16 protein-coding genes are annotated in these 17,665 nt (G+C 32.8%); 2 read left to right on the top strand and 14 right to left on the bottom strand.

Annotated features, from left to right (window positions below; genetic code table 11):
• Window positions 1–201: 201 nt before the first annotated feature.
• Complete coding sequence (locus CAB05_RS08770) at window positions 202–1,209, bottom strand: DUF2515 family protein (protein WP_087999442.1); 1,008 nt, start codon at window positions 1,207–1,209, stop codon at window positions 202–204.
• A 93-nt stretch (window positions 1,210–1,302) separates the two neighbouring features.
• Between CAB05_RS08770 and recU the strand changes: the two genes are divergently transcribed.
• Complete coding sequence (recU, locus tag CAB05_RS08765; protein WP_087999441.1) at window positions 1,303–1,896, top strand: Holliday junction resolvase RecU; 594 nt, start codon at window positions 1,303–1,305, stop codon at window positions 1,894–1,896.
• 62 nt (window positions 1,897–1,958) lie between these two features.
• On the top strand, window positions 1,959–4,511 hold the full coding sequence (locus CAB05_RS08760) for a transglycosylase domain-containing protein (RefSeq protein WP_087999440.1): 2,553 nt from the start codon (window positions 1,959–1,961) through the stop codon (window positions 4,509–4,511).
• 197 nt (window positions 4,512–4,708) lie between these two features.
• Here CAB05_RS08760 and CAB05_RS08755 read toward each other — a convergent pair whose 3' ends face one another.
• The 13 genes from CAB05_RS08755 to CAB05_RS08695 all read right to left on the bottom strand — a co-directional run bounded on the left by CAB05_RS08755 (window position 4,709) and on the right by CAB05_RS08695 (window position 17,665).
• Window positions 4,709–5,206 carry a YpoC family protein gene (locus CAB05_RS08755; protein ID WP_087999439.1) on the bottom strand — a complete coding sequence of 166 codons (498 nt, stop codon included), beginning with the start codon at window positions 5,204–5,206 and terminating at the stop codon, window positions 4,709–4,711.
• A complete protein-coding gene (gene nth, locus CAB05_RS08750) occupies window positions 5,203–5,859 on the bottom strand; it encodes an endonuclease III (RefSeq protein WP_087999438.1) in 657 nt (218 codons plus the stop codon). Before nth ends, CAB05_RS08755 begins: the two co-directional genes overlap by 4 nt.
• Before the next feature lie 43 nt (window positions 5,860–5,902).
• Entirely contained in the window at window positions 5,903–6,625 is a 723-nt protein-coding gene (locus CAB05_RS08745; protein WP_371870370.1) for a DnaD domain-containing protein, read from the bottom strand.
• 155 nt (window positions 6,626–6,780) lie between these two features.
• Complete coding sequence (gene asnS, locus CAB05_RS08740) at window positions 6,781–8,073, bottom strand: asparagine--tRNA ligase (RefSeq protein ID WP_087999436.1); 1,293 nt, start codon at window positions 8,071–8,073, stop codon at window positions 6,781–6,783.
• Between the two features lie 294 nt (window positions 8,074–8,367).
• Window positions 8,368–9,555 carry a pyridoxal phosphate-dependent aminotransferase gene (locus tag CAB05_RS08735; RefSeq protein ID WP_087999435.1) on the bottom strand — a complete coding sequence of 396 codons (1,188 nt, stop codon included), beginning with the start codon at window positions 9,553–9,555 and terminating at the stop codon, window positions 8,368–8,370.
• 12 nt (window positions 9,556–9,567) lie between these two features.
• A complete protein-coding gene (locus CAB05_RS08730) occupies window positions 9,568–10,032 on the bottom strand; it encodes a cell wall elongation regulator TseB-like domain-containing protein (RefSeq protein WP_087999434.1) in 465 nt (154 codons plus the stop codon).
• An 11-nt stretch (window positions 10,033–10,043) separates the two neighbouring features.
• Window positions 10,044–10,214, bottom strand: a complete 171-nt coding sequence (locus CAB05_RS08725; protein WP_087999433.1) for a YpmA family protein — start codon at window positions 10,212–10,214, stop codon at window positions 10,044–10,046.
• A 105-nt stretch (window positions 10,215–10,319) separates the two neighbouring features.
• Complete coding sequence (gene dinG / locus CAB05_RS08720; protein WP_087999432.1) at window positions 10,320–13,100, bottom strand: ATP-dependent DNA helicase DinG; 2,781 nt, start codon at window positions 13,098–13,100, stop codon at window positions 10,320–10,322.
• Between the two features lie 91 nt (window positions 13,101–13,191).
• Window positions 13,192–13,575, bottom strand: a complete 384-nt coding sequence (gene panD, locus CAB05_RS08715) for an aspartate 1-decarboxylase (RefSeq protein ID WP_087999431.1) — start codon at window positions 13,573–13,575, stop codon at window positions 13,192–13,194.
• A gap of 22 nt (window positions 13,576–13,597) precedes the next feature.
• Complete coding sequence (gene panC / locus CAB05_RS08710) at window positions 13,598–14,440, bottom strand: pantoate--beta-alanine ligase (RefSeq protein ID WP_087999430.1); 843 nt, start codon at window positions 14,438–14,440, stop codon at window positions 13,598–13,600.
• Complete coding sequence (gene panB, locus CAB05_RS08705) at window positions 14,437–15,279, bottom strand: 3-methyl-2-oxobutanoate hydroxymethyltransferase (RefSeq protein ID WP_087999429.1); 843 nt, start codon at window positions 15,277–15,279, stop codon at window positions 14,437–14,439. The genes panC and panB overlap by 4 nt, the downstream gene beginning before the upstream one ends.
• 227 nt (window positions 15,280–15,506) lie before the next feature.
• On the bottom strand, window positions 15,507–16,490 hold the full coding sequence (locus CAB05_RS08700; RefSeq protein WP_087999428.1) for a biotin--[acetyl-CoA-carboxylase] ligase: 984 nt from the start codon (window positions 16,488–16,490) through the stop codon (window positions 15,507–15,509).
• Window positions 16,475–17,665, bottom strand: a complete 1,191-nt coding sequence (locus CAB05_RS08695) for a CCA tRNA nucleotidyltransferase (RefSeq protein WP_087999427.1) — start codon at window positions 17,663–17,665, stop codon at window positions 16,475–16,477. Before CAB05_RS08695 ends, CAB05_RS08700 begins: the two co-directional genes overlap by 16 nt.

The following is a 17,665-nucleotide window of genomic DNA, read 5'->3' as shown; positions in this document are numbered from 1 at the left end:
AAGTAAATCTCAAGGAACAGGTAATCCGAAAATTGAAGGACCAAATTTCCCTGCAACATAAGCTGTGCAGATTAATTGTATTCCGACAATCATAATACCAAATCGGATAAGGTTATCATTAGTCAACATTTGACTTGGACTTATGACCTCGGTCGTAAAGATGTAAACAAAAAGAAGTTAGCATGTATATGCTAACTTCTTTTATTTGAACAATGATTTCATTTTTAATAGTGACATCATCAGATCTTGTTTCATTAAAAACGTTTCTTTAAATTTAAATTGATCAGAATAATGCTCTTTCTTATACCATCCCTGTTGGAATACAGTAGAATTATACCAGTCAAATGATTTTGTTCTTTTATGAGGGATTATAGGATATACGTCCCTTAATTTCGGATTATTTGATTTTGCAAATCCCACTATTTCTTCATAGTCATTTCTACTTCCTGAATGAGTTATTTGTTTTGCAAATTCGCAAAAAAGTTGGTGCAGATCTTCATGAAATAATATTGAATATAATTGTTTTCCTATTTGGATCCTTTTATCAATTTCTTGAAACTGAAAAATGGACATACCATATACTTCTCCTAATAAATTGGGAAAAATCACGCTACTTAATTTCAATTGTTCTTGTAGTTTATACGACAAGGTATCAAACACTTCATGCTTGAAATACTCATCTTGGATAACGGGTTTTTCAATCATATTTTGTTCATTAATAATGAGTGAATAAACTAATCGAACATGATCGCGATTTGTCCAATATTTCTCCCACTCAATTTCCATAAAACTTGAGACGGAAAAATGCTTGAGTAAATAAAATAATGGTTTATTTTGTTTTACAGAGAACTCAAATAATAATAACTGAGGAAAAGCATCAGAAAAAATGATCCAATTAGCCCTTTCGTATGTTAAATATAATTGCTTTCTTTGTTTTAGACTGAGTCCATTAATAAAATTTTGATTTTCCAGATCCGTCATGTTATAGCCTGCATTACGAGATACCATACTTGCTAAAAATGACCATTGAATAGAATTCATTCTGAAATAATAATTTTGATATGCAATCGTCCTTGAGATATTATCACTGTTATTTCGAATTGTTTCGTGCTTAATCAATTCAATTAATTCATTTTCATTTCGATTTACATTATGTTCTTTTCTTCTTTGTTTTATATATTCCTTCCAGCTATCGTGTTGCAGGATCATTTGATCACCTCTGCATTCATGGTTATTTATACACGAACGTCTGTTTTAGTGCTATAATACATTTGTATGTATTTTAAGGCGGAGTTGGTTTAAATGACAATAAAATATCCTAATCGAAAAAATAATATTCTAAAAAACAATGAATTCATTTCAAAATCAGGAAATACTTATAGTAATCGAGGAATGTCTCTTGAGGAAGATTTAAATGCTACTAATACGTATTATTTAGCAAATAATATTGCAAACATACATAAAAAACCAACACCAGTACAAATAGTAAAAGTAGATTATCCAAAAAGAAGTGCAGCAGTTATTCGAGAGGCCTATTTTAAGCAAGCATCAACTACTGATTACAATGGCATTTATAAAGGAAAGTATATTGACTTTGAAGCAAAAGAAACTAACAACAAGACTAGTTTCCCTTTACAAAATTTCCACTTACATCAGATTCAACATATGGAAAATGTGATGATTCATGGTGGAATATCGTTTGTCATTATAAAATTTTCATTATATAATGAAATTTATTTTATGAAAGCTTCCGATATTCTTACCTTTTGGCAAAGGCAGCAACAAGGCGGAAGAAAGTCAATATCTATAGAAGAATGCAGACAGTTTGGAACATTGCTTAAAACTAGTTACCCCATTATTGTTCCTTACTTAAATTGTATTGATGAACTTTATTAAACTTAACATGATTTATAGACATCAAGATTAAGGTTCATTTTTGAAAGGCAGGAGAAATTAAGATGGCAAAAGAATATCGTTCACGAGAAGAACGTAAACGTATGGAGAAGCCTACTAAAGGTACGACAAAGAAACGTGAAGGTTTATGGAAAAAAATCACTTTATCAATATTGACAGTTGCAGTCATTTGTATACTTGCTGGTGTCGGTGGTTTTTATTATTTAGTCAGTGGCGCACCAGATTTAGATGAATCAAAATTAAAAGACCCACTATCCTCAACAGTATTAGATAAAGATGGAAATGTATTTGCTGAATTGGGTACTGAACAAAGGACTAAAATTTCATATAATGAGATTCCAACTGTGGTTCAAGATGCTTTTATCGCTACTGAAGATGTTCGATTCTTTAAGCATAAAGGTGTAGATATTCGCCGTGTGTTCGGTGCAGTTTTAGCTAATATTACTGGCGGATTTGGTTCTCAAGGTGGTAGTACTATTACGCAACAAGTTGTAAAAAATTCATTTTTATCACCTGAAAAGACAATTAAACGTAAAGTACAAGAATGGTATTTAGCATTTCAATTAGAACAAAAGTATTCTAAACAACAAATTTTAGAAATGTATTTAAATAAAGTTTATTTCTCAAACGGTTTAAATGGTCGTGGTGTTTATGGTATTGCAAAAGCAAGTGAAACTTATTTTAGTAAAGACTTGTCTAAAATTACATTACCCGAAGCAGCAATACTGGCTGGAATGGTTCAAAGTCCAAATAACTTTAACCCTGCTAAGCATCCTGCTGCATCTGAAAACAGAAGAAATATCGTACTAAGCCAAATGAAAAAATATAAGTATATTTCAGAAGAGGAATATACGAAAGCAAAAGCAGTTTCAATGAAAAGTATAGTTAAGGTGTCGCAGCCAGAACGTACTAAATATCAAGCATTCTTAGATGTAGTAATTGATGAAGTTGAAAAAAATGGCGATGCAAATGTTTATACTGATGGGTTAACAATTGAAACAACGATTGATCCAAAAGCACAACAAAAAGCTGATGAAATTATCAATCGCGGTAAAGAGTTTTATCCAAGTGATGAATTCCAAACTGGTTTCGTTTTAACAGATACGAAAACTGGTGAAATTCGAGCAGTTGGAGCAGGAAGAAATACAACAACTGGCGGAATCAACTTCGCTAAAGATATCAAAAGACAGCCGGGTTCTTCAATCAAACCAATCTTAGATTATGGCCCTGCTATCCAATATTTAAAATGGTCCACTTTCCATCAAATAGTTGATGAACCTTATCAATACTCTGAAGGTGTTCCAATTAGTAACTGGGATAAACGATATAAAGGAAAAATTTCAATTAGATATGCATTAGCAGACTCAAGAAACATTCCTGCATTAAAAACTATGCAAGAAGTAGGATTAGACCGATCTCGTGAATTTGGAGTTGGATTAGGGCTAGACTTACCAAAAGATATTTATGAATCATACTCTATCGGAGGATTTACAGGCGTGTCTCCAATGGAAATGGCTGGTGCTTATGCAGCCTTTGGTAATGGCGGGGTTTATATTAAACCTCATGCAGTTACAAAGATCATTTATCAAGATAAAACAGAAAAAGTATTAACACCTGAACCAAAGCAAGCAATGAGTGATTATACTGCATATATGATTACAGATATGCTACGTGATGTTGTTAAATCCCCTCTTGGTACAGGTGGTAGAGCAAACGTACCTGGCTTAGATATGGCGGGTAAAACAGGAACAACAAATTATCCAACTGAAGTTAAACAAAAGTATGGCTTCCCCGATAATGCAACTCGTGATAGTTGGTTTGTTGGTTTTTCACCTGACGTAACTGTTTCTGTTTGGACAGGATATGAGAAAAATAAAAAAGATCATTATTTAGGTAAATCATCTACAAACATTGCAAAATACATCGCAAGAGATATGCTAGCTGCTACTGGAGATATGAATTCTAAATTCGAAAAACCAAGTTCAGTAGTTGAAAATCGTGATGAATTATATATTAAAGGCGAAAAAATGGATGATATTCCACAAGATATTAAACTAGATCCTGTAAAAAATGTAGCAGCGAATTATGATCCAGTTACAAGTAATATTTCTTTAAACTGGCAATACGCTCCTGAGTTACTTCCATCGACTTCGTTTGAAGTAAGTTATGATGTAAATGGCAAAAAGGCACAAACACAAAAAATACAAGGAACTGCAACAAGTATTAACGGAATTGTTCCTGGAGATATTGTAAAAATTTCGATTGTCGCAACAAGTGATGTAGGTAAGAGTAATCCAGTTACAGTAACTGTTGATTTATCAACTACTGAGGAACCTGTCACTCCGCCTGATGAAGGTAATAATGGCAATGGAAACGGTAATGACAACGGGAATGGTAACGGCAATGGAAATGGTAACGGAAACGGTAATGACAACGGGAATGGTAACGGCAATGGAGATGGTGGCGACGGTGAAACTGATGAAGATGGTAATCCAGTGATACCTGATCCTACTAAACCAACTGATAATAATGGCATTATCACAAATCCAACATCATATAATACTTCAAATTATCGTTATAACAAGATTACAGCATAAAAAAACCTCCTCATTTTGAGGAGTTTTTTTTATGTTAACAAAGTACAAAAGTTAAGAGATTCAGACTGTTTGAAAACGCTTGTCTTTCGAGGCGCAAGCCGTATGAGGAGCGGAGTTATCTTTGACGGTATTGAGCACCGTAAGCAGGCGAAGCAACGAAGAAAGCGAGCGTTTGGCTAATAGTCTGAAAAACCTCCTCATTTTGAGGAGGTTATTTTTTGTTTATAATACAATTTTTCTAATTCAGTATATAGTCCAGATAATTGAATAAATGAGTGGTAGTGATCTGGTTGCTTAATAACGAAACTTATTCTTTCGTTCAAGTTAATCGGTTTAATTGTTAATAAGTCTAATTCATTTAACAAATCATTTATATTCGTTAAGATTTTACCGTTTAACCAAGTAGTAATCGAGATAAAATTGGCTAAACCTCTTGTCATCGGTTCTAATGCTGATTTGCGATTTCGTAACCTAAAATAGCCTGTCAGTAGCTCAGATTCCTCTTTCCATTGCAAAAACATTTCTTGAATGATTTTATCACGCACTTCTTGGGAGCTTATGGAGCTTTCTTCTAAAAGATGAGAACTTTCGTAGGAAAAAGGTTTATTTTTTATCATGATCGAATCTTGCTCTATCTCATCATTACTGTCCATATAAAATGGTGGATTTAGAAAATTTTCATGAATTCTACTCATACTGCTTTCTTCGCTTTCATTCGTTTTTTACCTTCTCTACAAATATCAAGAAGAGGACAAGTTTCACACCCGGGTCTTTGCGCCTTGCAATGATAACGACCAAAGAAAATTAATCGATGATGTGTGACTCCCCACTCTTCTTTTGGTACTTTGTTCATTAATGTCTGTTCAACTTCTAGTACAGAGTCCTTCCATCGACAAATTCCCAAGCGTTTAGAAACACGCTCAACATGAGTATCTACTGCTATTGCTGGGATATTAAACGCTACAGACATAACTACATTAGCTGTCTTTCTACCTACCCCCGGTAATTTGACTAACTCGTCCCTTGTTCTTGGTACTTCACCATTAAATTCAGTAAGAATCATGTCACTAAGCTTTTGTATATTTTTTGCTTTATTACGAAAAAGTCCAATTGATCTAATGTCATTTTGCAGTTCTTCTAATGTGACATCTAAATAATCTTGAGGTGTTTTATATTTCTCAAAAAGTGTTTTTGTTACTTTATTTACTAATACATCTGTACACTGGGCTGATAAAGCAACCGCAATAACTAGTTCAAATGGATTTTTATGATTTAGTTCACAATGTGCATCCGGGAACATATCACCCATTGTATTTAAAACCTCGGAAATTTGTTGTTTGTTTAACATTCCTACACTCCTTACTAACAAAAGCGAGGAGCATGTCCTCGCTTTACTTTTCTAGCCAATTATAAAAAGGAATAGCTCCTGTGTATTTTGTTTCAGCTTGCTCTTTGTTTTGAGATTGTGGATCTTTTTTTCTAAAATGCTTACTGTAACTAATGGCTTGTTCAACTTGTTTAATTCCATTCTTTTTCCATTCAAAAAGAATTCGATCAATATAGCGAAAGTTTAACTTACCACTGATTACTGCTTCTTTTAAAGCAGCTTTAATTAATTTTTCGTCATGCTCATCTTGATCCATCCACATAGTTAATGTTTCAATTTCAAATGGAGATAATAGTCTACCAAATTCTTTTTCAAATACTGCATAAGTAGATTCTTCATTTTGCTCAATAATTGACGGAATAGGATTTGTTAGTTCTACACTCGGCTGTTTTTCTTCTGTTGATTCAATCAATTTTATCCATAAAGGTGATAAAGAATATGCTTCTGAACGTAAATTTCTTTCATCTTTTTGTTCAACGATTTCTATTAAACCCTTTTTTAATAACTGACGTATGACTTCCATACATTTTTGATCGTTTAATGACATAATCTCTGCTAATTGAGAAGGTGTTGGAAAAGTATGACCTTTTTGTTGAAAAGAAAAAATTTGTAGAATCATGACTAACTCTTCTTCATTCATGTTTAATGAAGCGTATTTACTAAGTAGAATATTTGGAATACTTAAGTTTCCAAATTCAATCCAATTTATAATGCTATTATTATTCACTTCGAACACCTCTAGCATAGTATAGCATGTTTACATAATAGAAATAAACTGTAATGAATCTCCAATTCAGTGAAAAAGAAAAAGAGGTATGAGAACCATACCTCTTCATTAGTTTATCTAATAACTCTTTAAAAAACCATCTAAAAATCGATTTATTATGGGTATAAACGGTTTAATAGACGTGGGAATGGAATAGCTTCACGAACGTGTTCCACACCTGATAACCATGCTACAGTACGTTCTAAGCCTAGACCAAATCCTGAGTGAGGAACTGATCCATATTGACGAAGTTCCATGTACCATTTGTAAGCGTCTGAAGTTAGACCATGCTCTTCACAACGTTTAGCTAATAATTCATAATCATCAATACGTTCTGAACCACCAATAATTTCTCCATATCCTTCAGGAGCAATTAAATCCGCACAAAGTACTACTTCTGGATTTGTTGGATCTGGTTTCATATAGAATGATTTAATTTTCGCTGGATAATGTGTAATGAATACCGGCTTATCAAAGCTTTCTGCAATTGCAGTTTCATGTGGCGCACCGAAATCATCACCCCATGTAATATCGTCAAATCCTTTTTCGTTTAAGAACTTAATTGCATCATCATAAGAAATTCTTGGGAATGGTGCTTTAATATTTTCTAATTTCGCAACGTCGCGACCTAATGTCTTTAACTCTAATTGACAATTTTTTAGAACAGATTGCGCTAAATGCGAAACATAATTTTCTTGAACGACTAAGTTATCTTCGTGATCCATAAATGCCATTTCTGGTTCAATCATCCAAAACTCAATTAAATGGCGACGTGTTTTAGATTTTTCTGCACGGAAAGTAGGTCCAAATGAAAATACTTTTCCAAGTGCCATTGCAGCTGCTTCCATATAAAGCTGACCACTTTGAGAAAGATATGCATCTTCATCGAAGTATTTCGTATGGAACAATTCTGTTGTACCTTCTGGAGCACTTCCAGTTAAGATTGGTGGATCAACCTTAACAAATCCATTTTCATTGAAGAACTCATAAGTAGCACGAATAATTTCATTACGAATTTTCATTACAGCATGCTGTCTACGAGAACGTAACCATAAATGACGGTTATCCATTAAAAATTCTGTACCATGCTCTTTTGGTGTAATTGGAAAATCTACTGATTCATGGATTACTTCTACATCCGTTACATTTAATTCAAATCCTAATGGTGAACGCTCATCTTTACGTACTGTTCCAGTAACATAAAGTGAAGTTTCTTGTGTTAATGCTTTTGCCTTTTGGAAAATTTCTTCTCCAACTTCTTCTTTCACTACAACCCCTTGAATGAAACCTGAACCGTCTCGTAGTTGTAAAAATGCGATTTTTCCGCTTGAGCGTTTATTTGCTAACCAAGCTCCGATTGTAACTGTTTGATCAACATATTTATGTACTTGTGATATTGTCGTTTTCAAAAATAACCCTCCAAAACATATGTATAAATAATGTAAATATTCCTATAAACATATTCATTATACCCTTCAAATCTCTCTATATCAACGTTATCTGATAAAATATGACAGAAAGATTCTCGGGTGGATATAAAAAAATGAAATAATTAACTCTTGATTCCACTTAAAATGATAAAAGCTAAGCATTTGCTTAGCTTTTATCAAGTCTTAACTCAGATGAGGAGTTGAATTTTCTTCAGTATCTCACCTTATAAGAAGCAACGAAAAAACGTGCGCTTGTAAAATACAGACCAAAAATTAGCTAGGGATACTCGCTTTCATAAATTGCTCAATACGTTCTAGCGCTTTATCCAGTTGTTCTTGTGATGTTGCATAAGATAAGCGAATATTTTCAGGTGAGCCAAAACCAGATCCAGGGATAACAGCTACACTTGCTTTTTCAAGTAATTCTGTCACAAATTCATCAACATTGTTGAATCCTGCCATTTTAGCGGCTTCTGTAACATTTGGGAATAAATAAAATGCACCATTTGGTTTTACGCATGTGAAACCTGGAATCGTTACAAGTCTCTCATATGTTTTATTTAAACGATCCTCGAATGCTACTCTCATTTCTTCAACAGGAGCATCTCCCATTTCATAGGCTTTAATTGTAGCAATTTGTGCCATTGTTGTTGGATTTGATGTTGAATGACTAGCAAGATTTGTCATCGCGTTAATAATTTCTTTATTACCAACTGCATATCCAATTCTCCATCCCGTCATTGAGTGAGATTTTGATACACCATTAATAATAATTGTTTGCTCTTTTAATTCAGTGCTTAATTGTGCTATTGATACATGTTTTGCACCATCGTAGACTAATTTTTCATATATCTCATCAGAAACGATTAAAATATCATGTTTTAAACAAACTTCACCAATTTCTCTTAATTCTTGTTCAGTATAAATCATACCAGTAGGATTACTTGGTGAGTTTATGATAATTGCTTTCGTATTTTCAGTAATTGCTGCCTCGATTTGTTCAGGCGTTACTTTAAATTGTTGATGCTCATAACCTTCAATAAATACAGGTACACCTTCAGCAAGAATGACTTGTTCAGGATAACTTACCCAATAAGGAGTTGGGATAATTACTTCATTGCCTGGGTCTAAAATTGCTTGAAACAATGTATACAGTGCATGTTTTGCACCATTCGTTACAACAACTTCAGCTGGCGAATAGCTTATTCCTTGATCCTTTTGTAATTTATCACAAATTGCTTTTCGAAGTGTAGGAAGACCATTTGATGGCGTATACTTTGTTTGGCCGCTCATCATTGCTGCGTATGCTTCTTCAATAATTGCAGTTGGTGTATTAAAGTCAGGTTCTCCTGCCCCTAAACCAATTACATCGATCCCTCTATCTTTCATTTCCTTTGCTTTTGCTGTAATAGCTAGTGTTGTCGATGGTGTTAACGCGCTTACTCTTTTTGCTAGTTTCATCATTTCTTCCCCCTAGATACTATAACGTTTTAAAAGCTCACCATTTTCAAAAGCAGCATAATAAAAATTAAAACGCCCTTGTTTATCTATATATACTACTTCCCATAATGGAATTTTGTTCTCTATTCCTAACTTAACTTTATGTATTTCTTTTGGCTCTCTTTCATTTGTTACTTTTTCTATAATTTCTTGCTTTGTTAAACCTTCACTTTTTTTCCTAGCGATAATATTTCCATCCTGTACCCAAGCAATTATTTCATTATTTGCATCATCTTTACCCGTTAAAACAATAGCTTGTTCTTTACCATGATAGTAATCAGTACTAGCAACAGTTTTTATATAGCCTTGTTTAACTGCAAGCTCTTCTGCTTTCTTTTTATCATCATTTAAAGGTGATAAAGAAGACTGGTAAGTTGATATAAAAAATAAAGCTAGAAATACAATGCCTAATCCAAGGATGATAAACCATTTTTTCATATATACCTCATTTAAGTTCGATAAATTGTAAACACTGCGTTTGCTGGATTTTCTTTATCAAGTGCAAGACCAAACATTAAATCCTGTTCTTTTAATGTTCGATTTAAACTATCAACAATTTTATAAAGTTCCTTTGTATATTCAATCTTTGTTGTTGATAACACTTCAATCTTTGTATTCATGTTGCTCCTCCTAAAAATGTATATGGATATACATCACAATATTGTCATTATACCACACGAAATAACTGATTCCCCTATATTCTCATGCTAATTGTTTAAAAATGTCTAAAAATCGTTTAATAGTTCATCAATTGTATTTATTTTGATTTTATTTCCAGGAATAAGCTTCAAAAATTCTTCTCCATAATTTGCATTGATAATACGATTATCCAATACAAATAACGACCCTTGATCTTTTTCATTACGAATTAAACGTCCATAGCCTTGTCTAAATTTAAATACAGCGAGTGGTAGAGCTAAATTCGAAAACGAATTTTCACCAGCTTTCTTTATTAAATTTGATTTCGCAATAAACATAGGTTTTTCAGGATTCGTAAAAGGCAAGCGTACAATGATTAAACAATCTAATTCTTCATTGGGTAGGTCAATTCCTTCCCAAAATGTGTTTGTACCTAATAAAATTGTTTGTTTTGATTGTAGAAATTGTTTAATTAACCTTTGCTTCCCTCCTTGAGAGAAGCCTTGTGCTAAAACAGTAGCTTGAATTGAAATTGTTGAATCCACCAAATGATCATAGGTTTGTTTTAACAAGTCAAAAGCTGTAAATAAAACTAATGTTCTACCTTTTATTTTATTTGCTATTTTACTGATTGCATTTGCGGTTTGGAAAGCATAGTCTTCTAAAGATATATCTTTAATCCCTTTTAAATCAGTAGGTATATATACCTTCATACCTTGTTGAAAATCTAATGGAACTGGATAGATTTTTTCTATCACATTCTCTTCAGGTAATCCTAGAGTTGACTTCATATAATTAAAAGAATTTTTTAAACTCATTGTTGCAGATGTAAAAATAATTGAATCCCGTTCTGTAATTAAAAACTTGTTAATTAAGTCTGCATTGATTACTTTTTCACTATATAAAATTGTCGTATGGAATGAACCTTTTGATTCCGTATCCATCCATCTAATAAACTGCTCGTTTTGATCGAATAGGATTTCTTGTAATCCATTTTTCATCAAATATAATTGATCAATAATCATTTTAAATTCATTGATCATTGCTTTTTGAAATGAATTAGCTTTTAAAGCACTAGTCAATTTAAAGTATTGCTCACATTCTTTAAATAAAGAATTATTCGTATGGACTAATCGATTGGCACACTCAATAATGACTTTCCAGTTTTGACTAGATGTATTATTACCATTTAACGTAATTGATTGTCTTATATTTTCTTTATCAAATTCATTTTGCTTAGATAAGATAAAATCTCTCAGTAACCTGAATAGTTCATCTGATTCATATTTTATTTCTTTTATGAAATGATCTATTTTTTTCCACCATTTCACTCTATTTTCGTTCAACTCATCAAGTTTATATAATCGATGAACAAGTTCGTTTCCATCTGTCGTACTTAATCTGCTTAAATATTGATAATATTTTAAGCATGAAAATGTGGTCCCAAAAGTTTTCGATGATGTTTCTTCTAGCGAATGCGCCTCATCAATTACAATGGTTTTAACCGAGTTTAATAAATGCTCTTTATTTTTTAAAGTTGATAATAAATAAGCATGATTTGTAATAATTAAATCAGCAAGCATCAATTGATTTTTTGCTCTTTGATAAAAACATTTATGAAACCAAGGATTTGACCTCTTATTTTCACTTTCATCATTGCAGCATACTCGTTCCCATAAATGAATTCCACCAGATGGCAAGGAAAGCTCGTCTAGTTCTCCACTTTCTGTTTCAGTTAGCCAAACACAAATCATTGCTTTCGATAAAATACTATCGTAATTATCATCAAATTCATCGATCACATATTCAAATTTTTGCAAACAAAGATAATTTTTTTTGCTTTGGATCGAAGCCACTTTTAATTGAAAAGGCAATAATGTTTCAACTGTTGGCAAATGTTTTTTGGTAATTTGTTTTTGCAATGAAATTGTACTCGTACTAATGATGACCTGCTTACCAAATTGTTTTGAGAAAAAAGCTGACGGGATTAAATAACCAAAGGTTTTACCCACACCTGTGCTTGCCTCAGATAAAAGAATCTTTTTGGATTGAAAGGCTTCAAAAACATCTTGCATATAGGAAATCTGCTCTTCTCTTTTATGAAAAGTAGGCATTTCAACTTCCATTCGCTGGTTTAAGTCGCGCTCCAAGTATTCTTTAAACTCAACAAAGTCCTCTTCTTCTTGAGGTAAGCTGAAATTACTTTTTTTAATCGCGACTCTTCTAAATTCTTCAATATTTTCTTCTTTTATTGTAGACACTGATTTTTTTTGTATTAAATCTGAAATATAGTATGTAATATCACTTTTAAAGCTTTTACTTAAGTTTTCAAGTATTTTTAATGAAGCATATGGTAAATTTTCAAGCTTATTAAGTAAGATTGTTAATAATTCTGCCGTTACTTCAGCATCGCTATCAGCTTGATGTGGATTTTCATGTTCAATTTGAAATACTTTTGCTAAATCTGACAGCTTATAGCTTGATAATGTCGGATATAAAATTCTCGTCAATTCAACTGTATCAATTGATAGAGGATGGATTTTTGGGAGTCCAACCCGTTCGAATTCTTTTTGTAAAAATGTTAAATCAAAATGAACATTATGAGCTACAAAGTATGCATCCTCAAAAATTGGATATAATTCCTCTGCAATTTGTTCAAATTGTGGTGCATGAGACACCATATCTTTATGTATTCCTGTTAACTCACTGATAAAGGTTGGAATTTCAATAAGCGGATTGATAAAACTAGAAAACTGCTCTATTACTTCTCCGTTCTCAAGTACAAAGGCTGCAATTTGAATAATTCGATCTTGACCTCTACTGTTGTTACCTGTCGTTTCTAGGTCAACTACAACAAACTTATTCATTTTTTGCCACCTCCATTTTCTCTATTGTGATTATTTTGCATAAAACAAATTAAACAATACAAAAAAATCCCCTAAAAAGAGGGGATTTCCATTACTTAATTGTCCCTGCTATTTCTTTACCAATCATTTCGACAATTTCATTGTTATCATTTAAAATTGCAATATTTGGTACATGCTGTTCAAGCTTTTCTTCTTCAACTTGACCGTAAGCAATAATGATTACTTTGTCGCCCTCTTGAACAAGTCTAGCTGCAGCACCGTTTAAACAAATGACTCCACTTCCACGTTTTCCTGGGATTACGTAAGTTTCAAGTCGAGCACCATTATTGTTATTTACAATTTGTACTTTTTCATTTTCACGAACATCCACTGCATCCATTAAATTTTCATCAATTGTAATACTACCAACATAATTTAAATTTGCTTCTGTAACAGTCGCTCTATGAAGTTTTGCTCTCATCATTGTACGAATCATCTATTTTTCCCCCTACATACGATCAAATATCAACGATTATATTATCAATTAATCGAGCATTTGAAAATTTCACAGCAATTGCTATGATGATTTTTCCATTGATTGTATCTATTTTTTCTAAATTAGGATATGAATAAATATTTATATAATCAATCGTGCCAGACGTTTCTGTTTTTATTGTTTGAGCAATTTGTTCAATTAGTAGCTCAACATTATGTTCTCCATTTTTAATATCCTCTATAGCCTTTTGTAAGCTTTTATATAAGGATGGAGCTTCTAAACGTTCTTTTTCACTTAAATAAATATTTCTAGAACTTTTTGCTAATCCATCTTCTTCTCTTACAGTTGGAATTGCATTTAAAGTTACTGGAATATTATAATCTTCAATCAAACCTTCAATTACTGCAACTTGTTGAGCATCCTTTAATCCAAAATAAACATCGTCTGGACCAACAATATTAAACAACTTAGTAACGACTAATGCTACTCCGTCAAAGTGACCTGGTCTCTTTTCGCCACAAAGTACATCAACACGTTTCGTTACCTTCATTGTAGATTTTAATTCATTTGGATACATTTCATCAACTGTTGGATAAAATAGGTAATCTACCCCAGCATTACTTGCGATTTTTTCATCTCTTTCAAAGTCTCTTGGATATTGATCGAAATCTTCATTTGGACCAAATTGAGTAGGATTCACAAATATACTTAATACAACAATGTCATTTTTTCTTCTAGCTTCTTTTAACAAAGTTACATGGCCTTCATGAAGATAACCCATTGTTGGAACAAATCCGATTGTTTGATTAATTCGATGAGATTTCAGTTCATCTCGTAAATCTTTTATTTTATGAAAAACCTTCATTGCGAACTTCCCCCGTATAATGCCTTTAACTGTTCTTCTTTCATAGTGAAAGAATGTTTATCATCTGGAAACTGTTTAGCTTTTACTTCTTGAACATATGATGCAATTGCATTTTCGATTGTCGTCGAAACATTTGCATATTGTTTAACAAACTTTGCTACCTTACCAACACCATATGTTATTAAGTCATGATAAACAAGCACTTGACCATCACATTCAACTCCAGCACCGATCCCAATGGTTGGAATTGATAAATCATGTGTTATATCTTTTGCAATTTGTTTTGGAATACATTCTAACACAATTGCAAATGCGCCTGCTTCTTCACATTTTTTTGCATCATTAAACAATTTCATTGCACTTTCGGAATCTCGTGCTTGAACTTTATAACCACCTAAAACTCCTACTGACTGTGGCGTTAAACCTAGGTGAGCAACGACAGGAACACCAGCAGCTGTTAATGCTTTAATCACTTCTAATACATGTTCATCCGCACCTTCAAGCTTTACAGCATTCGCATTTCCTTCTTGCATGATTCTGCATGCACTTCTTAATGCTTCCTCTTTTGAAACATGATAAGACATAAACGGCATATCAGTCACAATGAAAGTATTTTTTGCTCCCCGTTTTACAGCTTTAGAATGATGGATCATGTCATCAACTGTTACTTTAATTGTTGAATCATATCCTAATACCACATTGCCAAGTGAATCTCCTACTAAAATCATATCCACTTCACTTTTTTCAGCTAATAAAGCTGATGGATAATCGTAAGCTGTAATCATTACGATTGAATCCTTGTTTTCCTTCATTGATACAAAATCCTTCGTTGTTTTCATCTCGTTTCCTCCTTTTGAATGAAGAGGAAATGGGGGCTACAATAAAAAACCTTTGCTCAGGAAAGAACAAAGGAAAATTGTAAACCATCTCATTCCTCTGTCCCAGTCCAATAATGGATCAAGGCAGACACATTTTTATCATAAAAGGTAATGCTTGGTGTAGTTCCTATTAGGATACCACCCATTTCAATCCATATTATAACAATTTATCGAGAAAACGACTAGAATTATTTATTAAATGATATATCTGCCGAATATATCGTATGGACTATACCAGCTGGATCTTCAATTAAAAGCTGACCTTCATCAGTGATACCAATTGCTTGACCGATGACTTCTTCAGTTAATGTCGTCGCTTTTATTTGCTTACCTAATGAGATCGCATAGCTTTCCCATAGAATTTTTATCGGTTTAAAACCTTTTTCTAGGAAAATTTCATAATACTTTTCAAATTCAGCTAGAATGACTTGAATTAATTTAGCACGCAAAAATGGTTGTCCTTTTTCAATTCTTAATGAAGTTGCAATATCTGAAAGCTCTAACGGATAGTCGCTCTCAACTTGATTTACATTAATCCCAATCCCAATTACGACGCTTTTAATACAGTCTGCATCACCTTGCATCTCTGTTAAGATCCCGCAAACCTTTTTCTTATTTATTAATAAATCATTTGGCCATTTTATATTTGGATGAATTCCCGTTACTTTTTCAATCGCCGATGCAATCGCAACCGCTGTCAGCAAAGTAAGTTGTGGGGCAACTCTAGGTGAGATTGAAGGTCTTAAAATCAAACTCATTGCAATTGCTTTACCATCTGATGTGACCCAATTTCTTTGTAGTCTGCCACGACCTTTTAATTGTCTCTCAGCAACCACGATTGTACCTTCTGGAGCATCATTCATTACCAATTCACTGGCAATAATTTGAGTAGAATTAACTTCTTCTTGATAGACTATTTGTCGACCAAATTTTTTAGTTTCTAACCCGAGTTGGATATCTGTAGAAGTCATTCGGTCAGATTTACCAATTATTTTGTATCCAACTTTACGAACAGCTTCTACTTCAATGCCTTCTTCTTGTAGCTCTTTCATGTATTTCCAAATTGCGGTACGTGAAATTCCTAATTTATCACTTAAATATTGTCCTGATAAATACCTGTCATGATTTTCCGTGAATAGTTGTATAATTTGTTCTTTTACTTTTGATGCCACGTTTGAAACCACTCCTTTATCGCAGGTTGGTTATTGGTTAATTTTTGTTCTACAATTAGCTTTTCTATTTCACTAATCACTTCTTTTAACCATGGTCCAGCTTTTTCATTTGTCCATTTTAATAAATCATTACCTGTAAAACATAATTCAGCTTTTGAATGAATTGGTAATTGCTTGAATTGCTCTGTTAATGATTGTTCAGTTCTTCTATTAGCAATATTCCCTAAAACACTTTGTAATCGCTCATACTTAATTGCATATTCTAATCCAGTATTGTATAAATTCGAATGACTCCACTCTAACTCTTCATTTTTCAACAATAAATATAACTTCATAATCTGTTTCATTCGTTCATTCGACATTTTCCAATTACGGAGAATAGACTCTGGTTGATCAAACTTTCCAATCAGTAAAATCAATGCCCAGAATTCTTCGATTGTCTTCAAATTTTTGATTGGCAACGTTTGTATTTTTGAAAAAATTCGTTTGCCATCTTGAAAGTTCGGAAGATGTTCAATTAAGTTCGTATCAATACATAATTGAATGGCTTTTTTTGGTGATTTTCCAATTAGCATTTTTTCAAATTCTACACTGATTCGTTCGGTCGCAATTTTTTCGATTAATGAACAATTGGCTTGTATTGCAAGAAACGTATCATTATGCATTGTAAAGTCTAGCTGGCTGACAAAACGAATTCCCCTCATCATCCGTAGCGCATCCTCATGAAATCTTTCGTCTGCATTACCTACAGCTTGTATTAATTTCTGATTGATGGCTTCTTCTCCTTTAAAAGGATCAATATAATTTTCATCTACATCCATTGCAATTGCATTCATCGTAAAATCTCTTCGTTTTAAATCTTCGAGGATTGATTTTACATAAATAACTTCCGAAGGTCTTCTATAGTCTTCATATGTTGATTCTGTGCGAAATGTTGTAATTTCGTATGATTCATTCTGTTCAATGACTAAAACTGTGCCATGCTGTAGACCAGTAGGCACAGTTTTTGAGAAAATACTCATTACCTCTTCTGGTAATGCGGAAGTTGCAATATCGATATCACCAATTTCCTTGTTTAGTAATTTATCTCTTACACAACCTCCGACAAAATATGCTTCAAATCCATTTTCGATTAGTTTTGTTAAGATTGGCTTTGCATTTTTAAATATATTCAT

The organism is Gottfriedia solisilvae, assembly GCF_002128405.1.
Taxonomy (GTDB): Bacteria; Bacillota; Bacilli; order Bacillales; family Bacillaceae_G; genus Gottfriedia; species Gottfriedia solisilvae.
The sequence above is the reverse complement of the archived record's forward strand: the minus strand, read 5'-3'. Positions and strand labels throughout refer to the sequence as shown.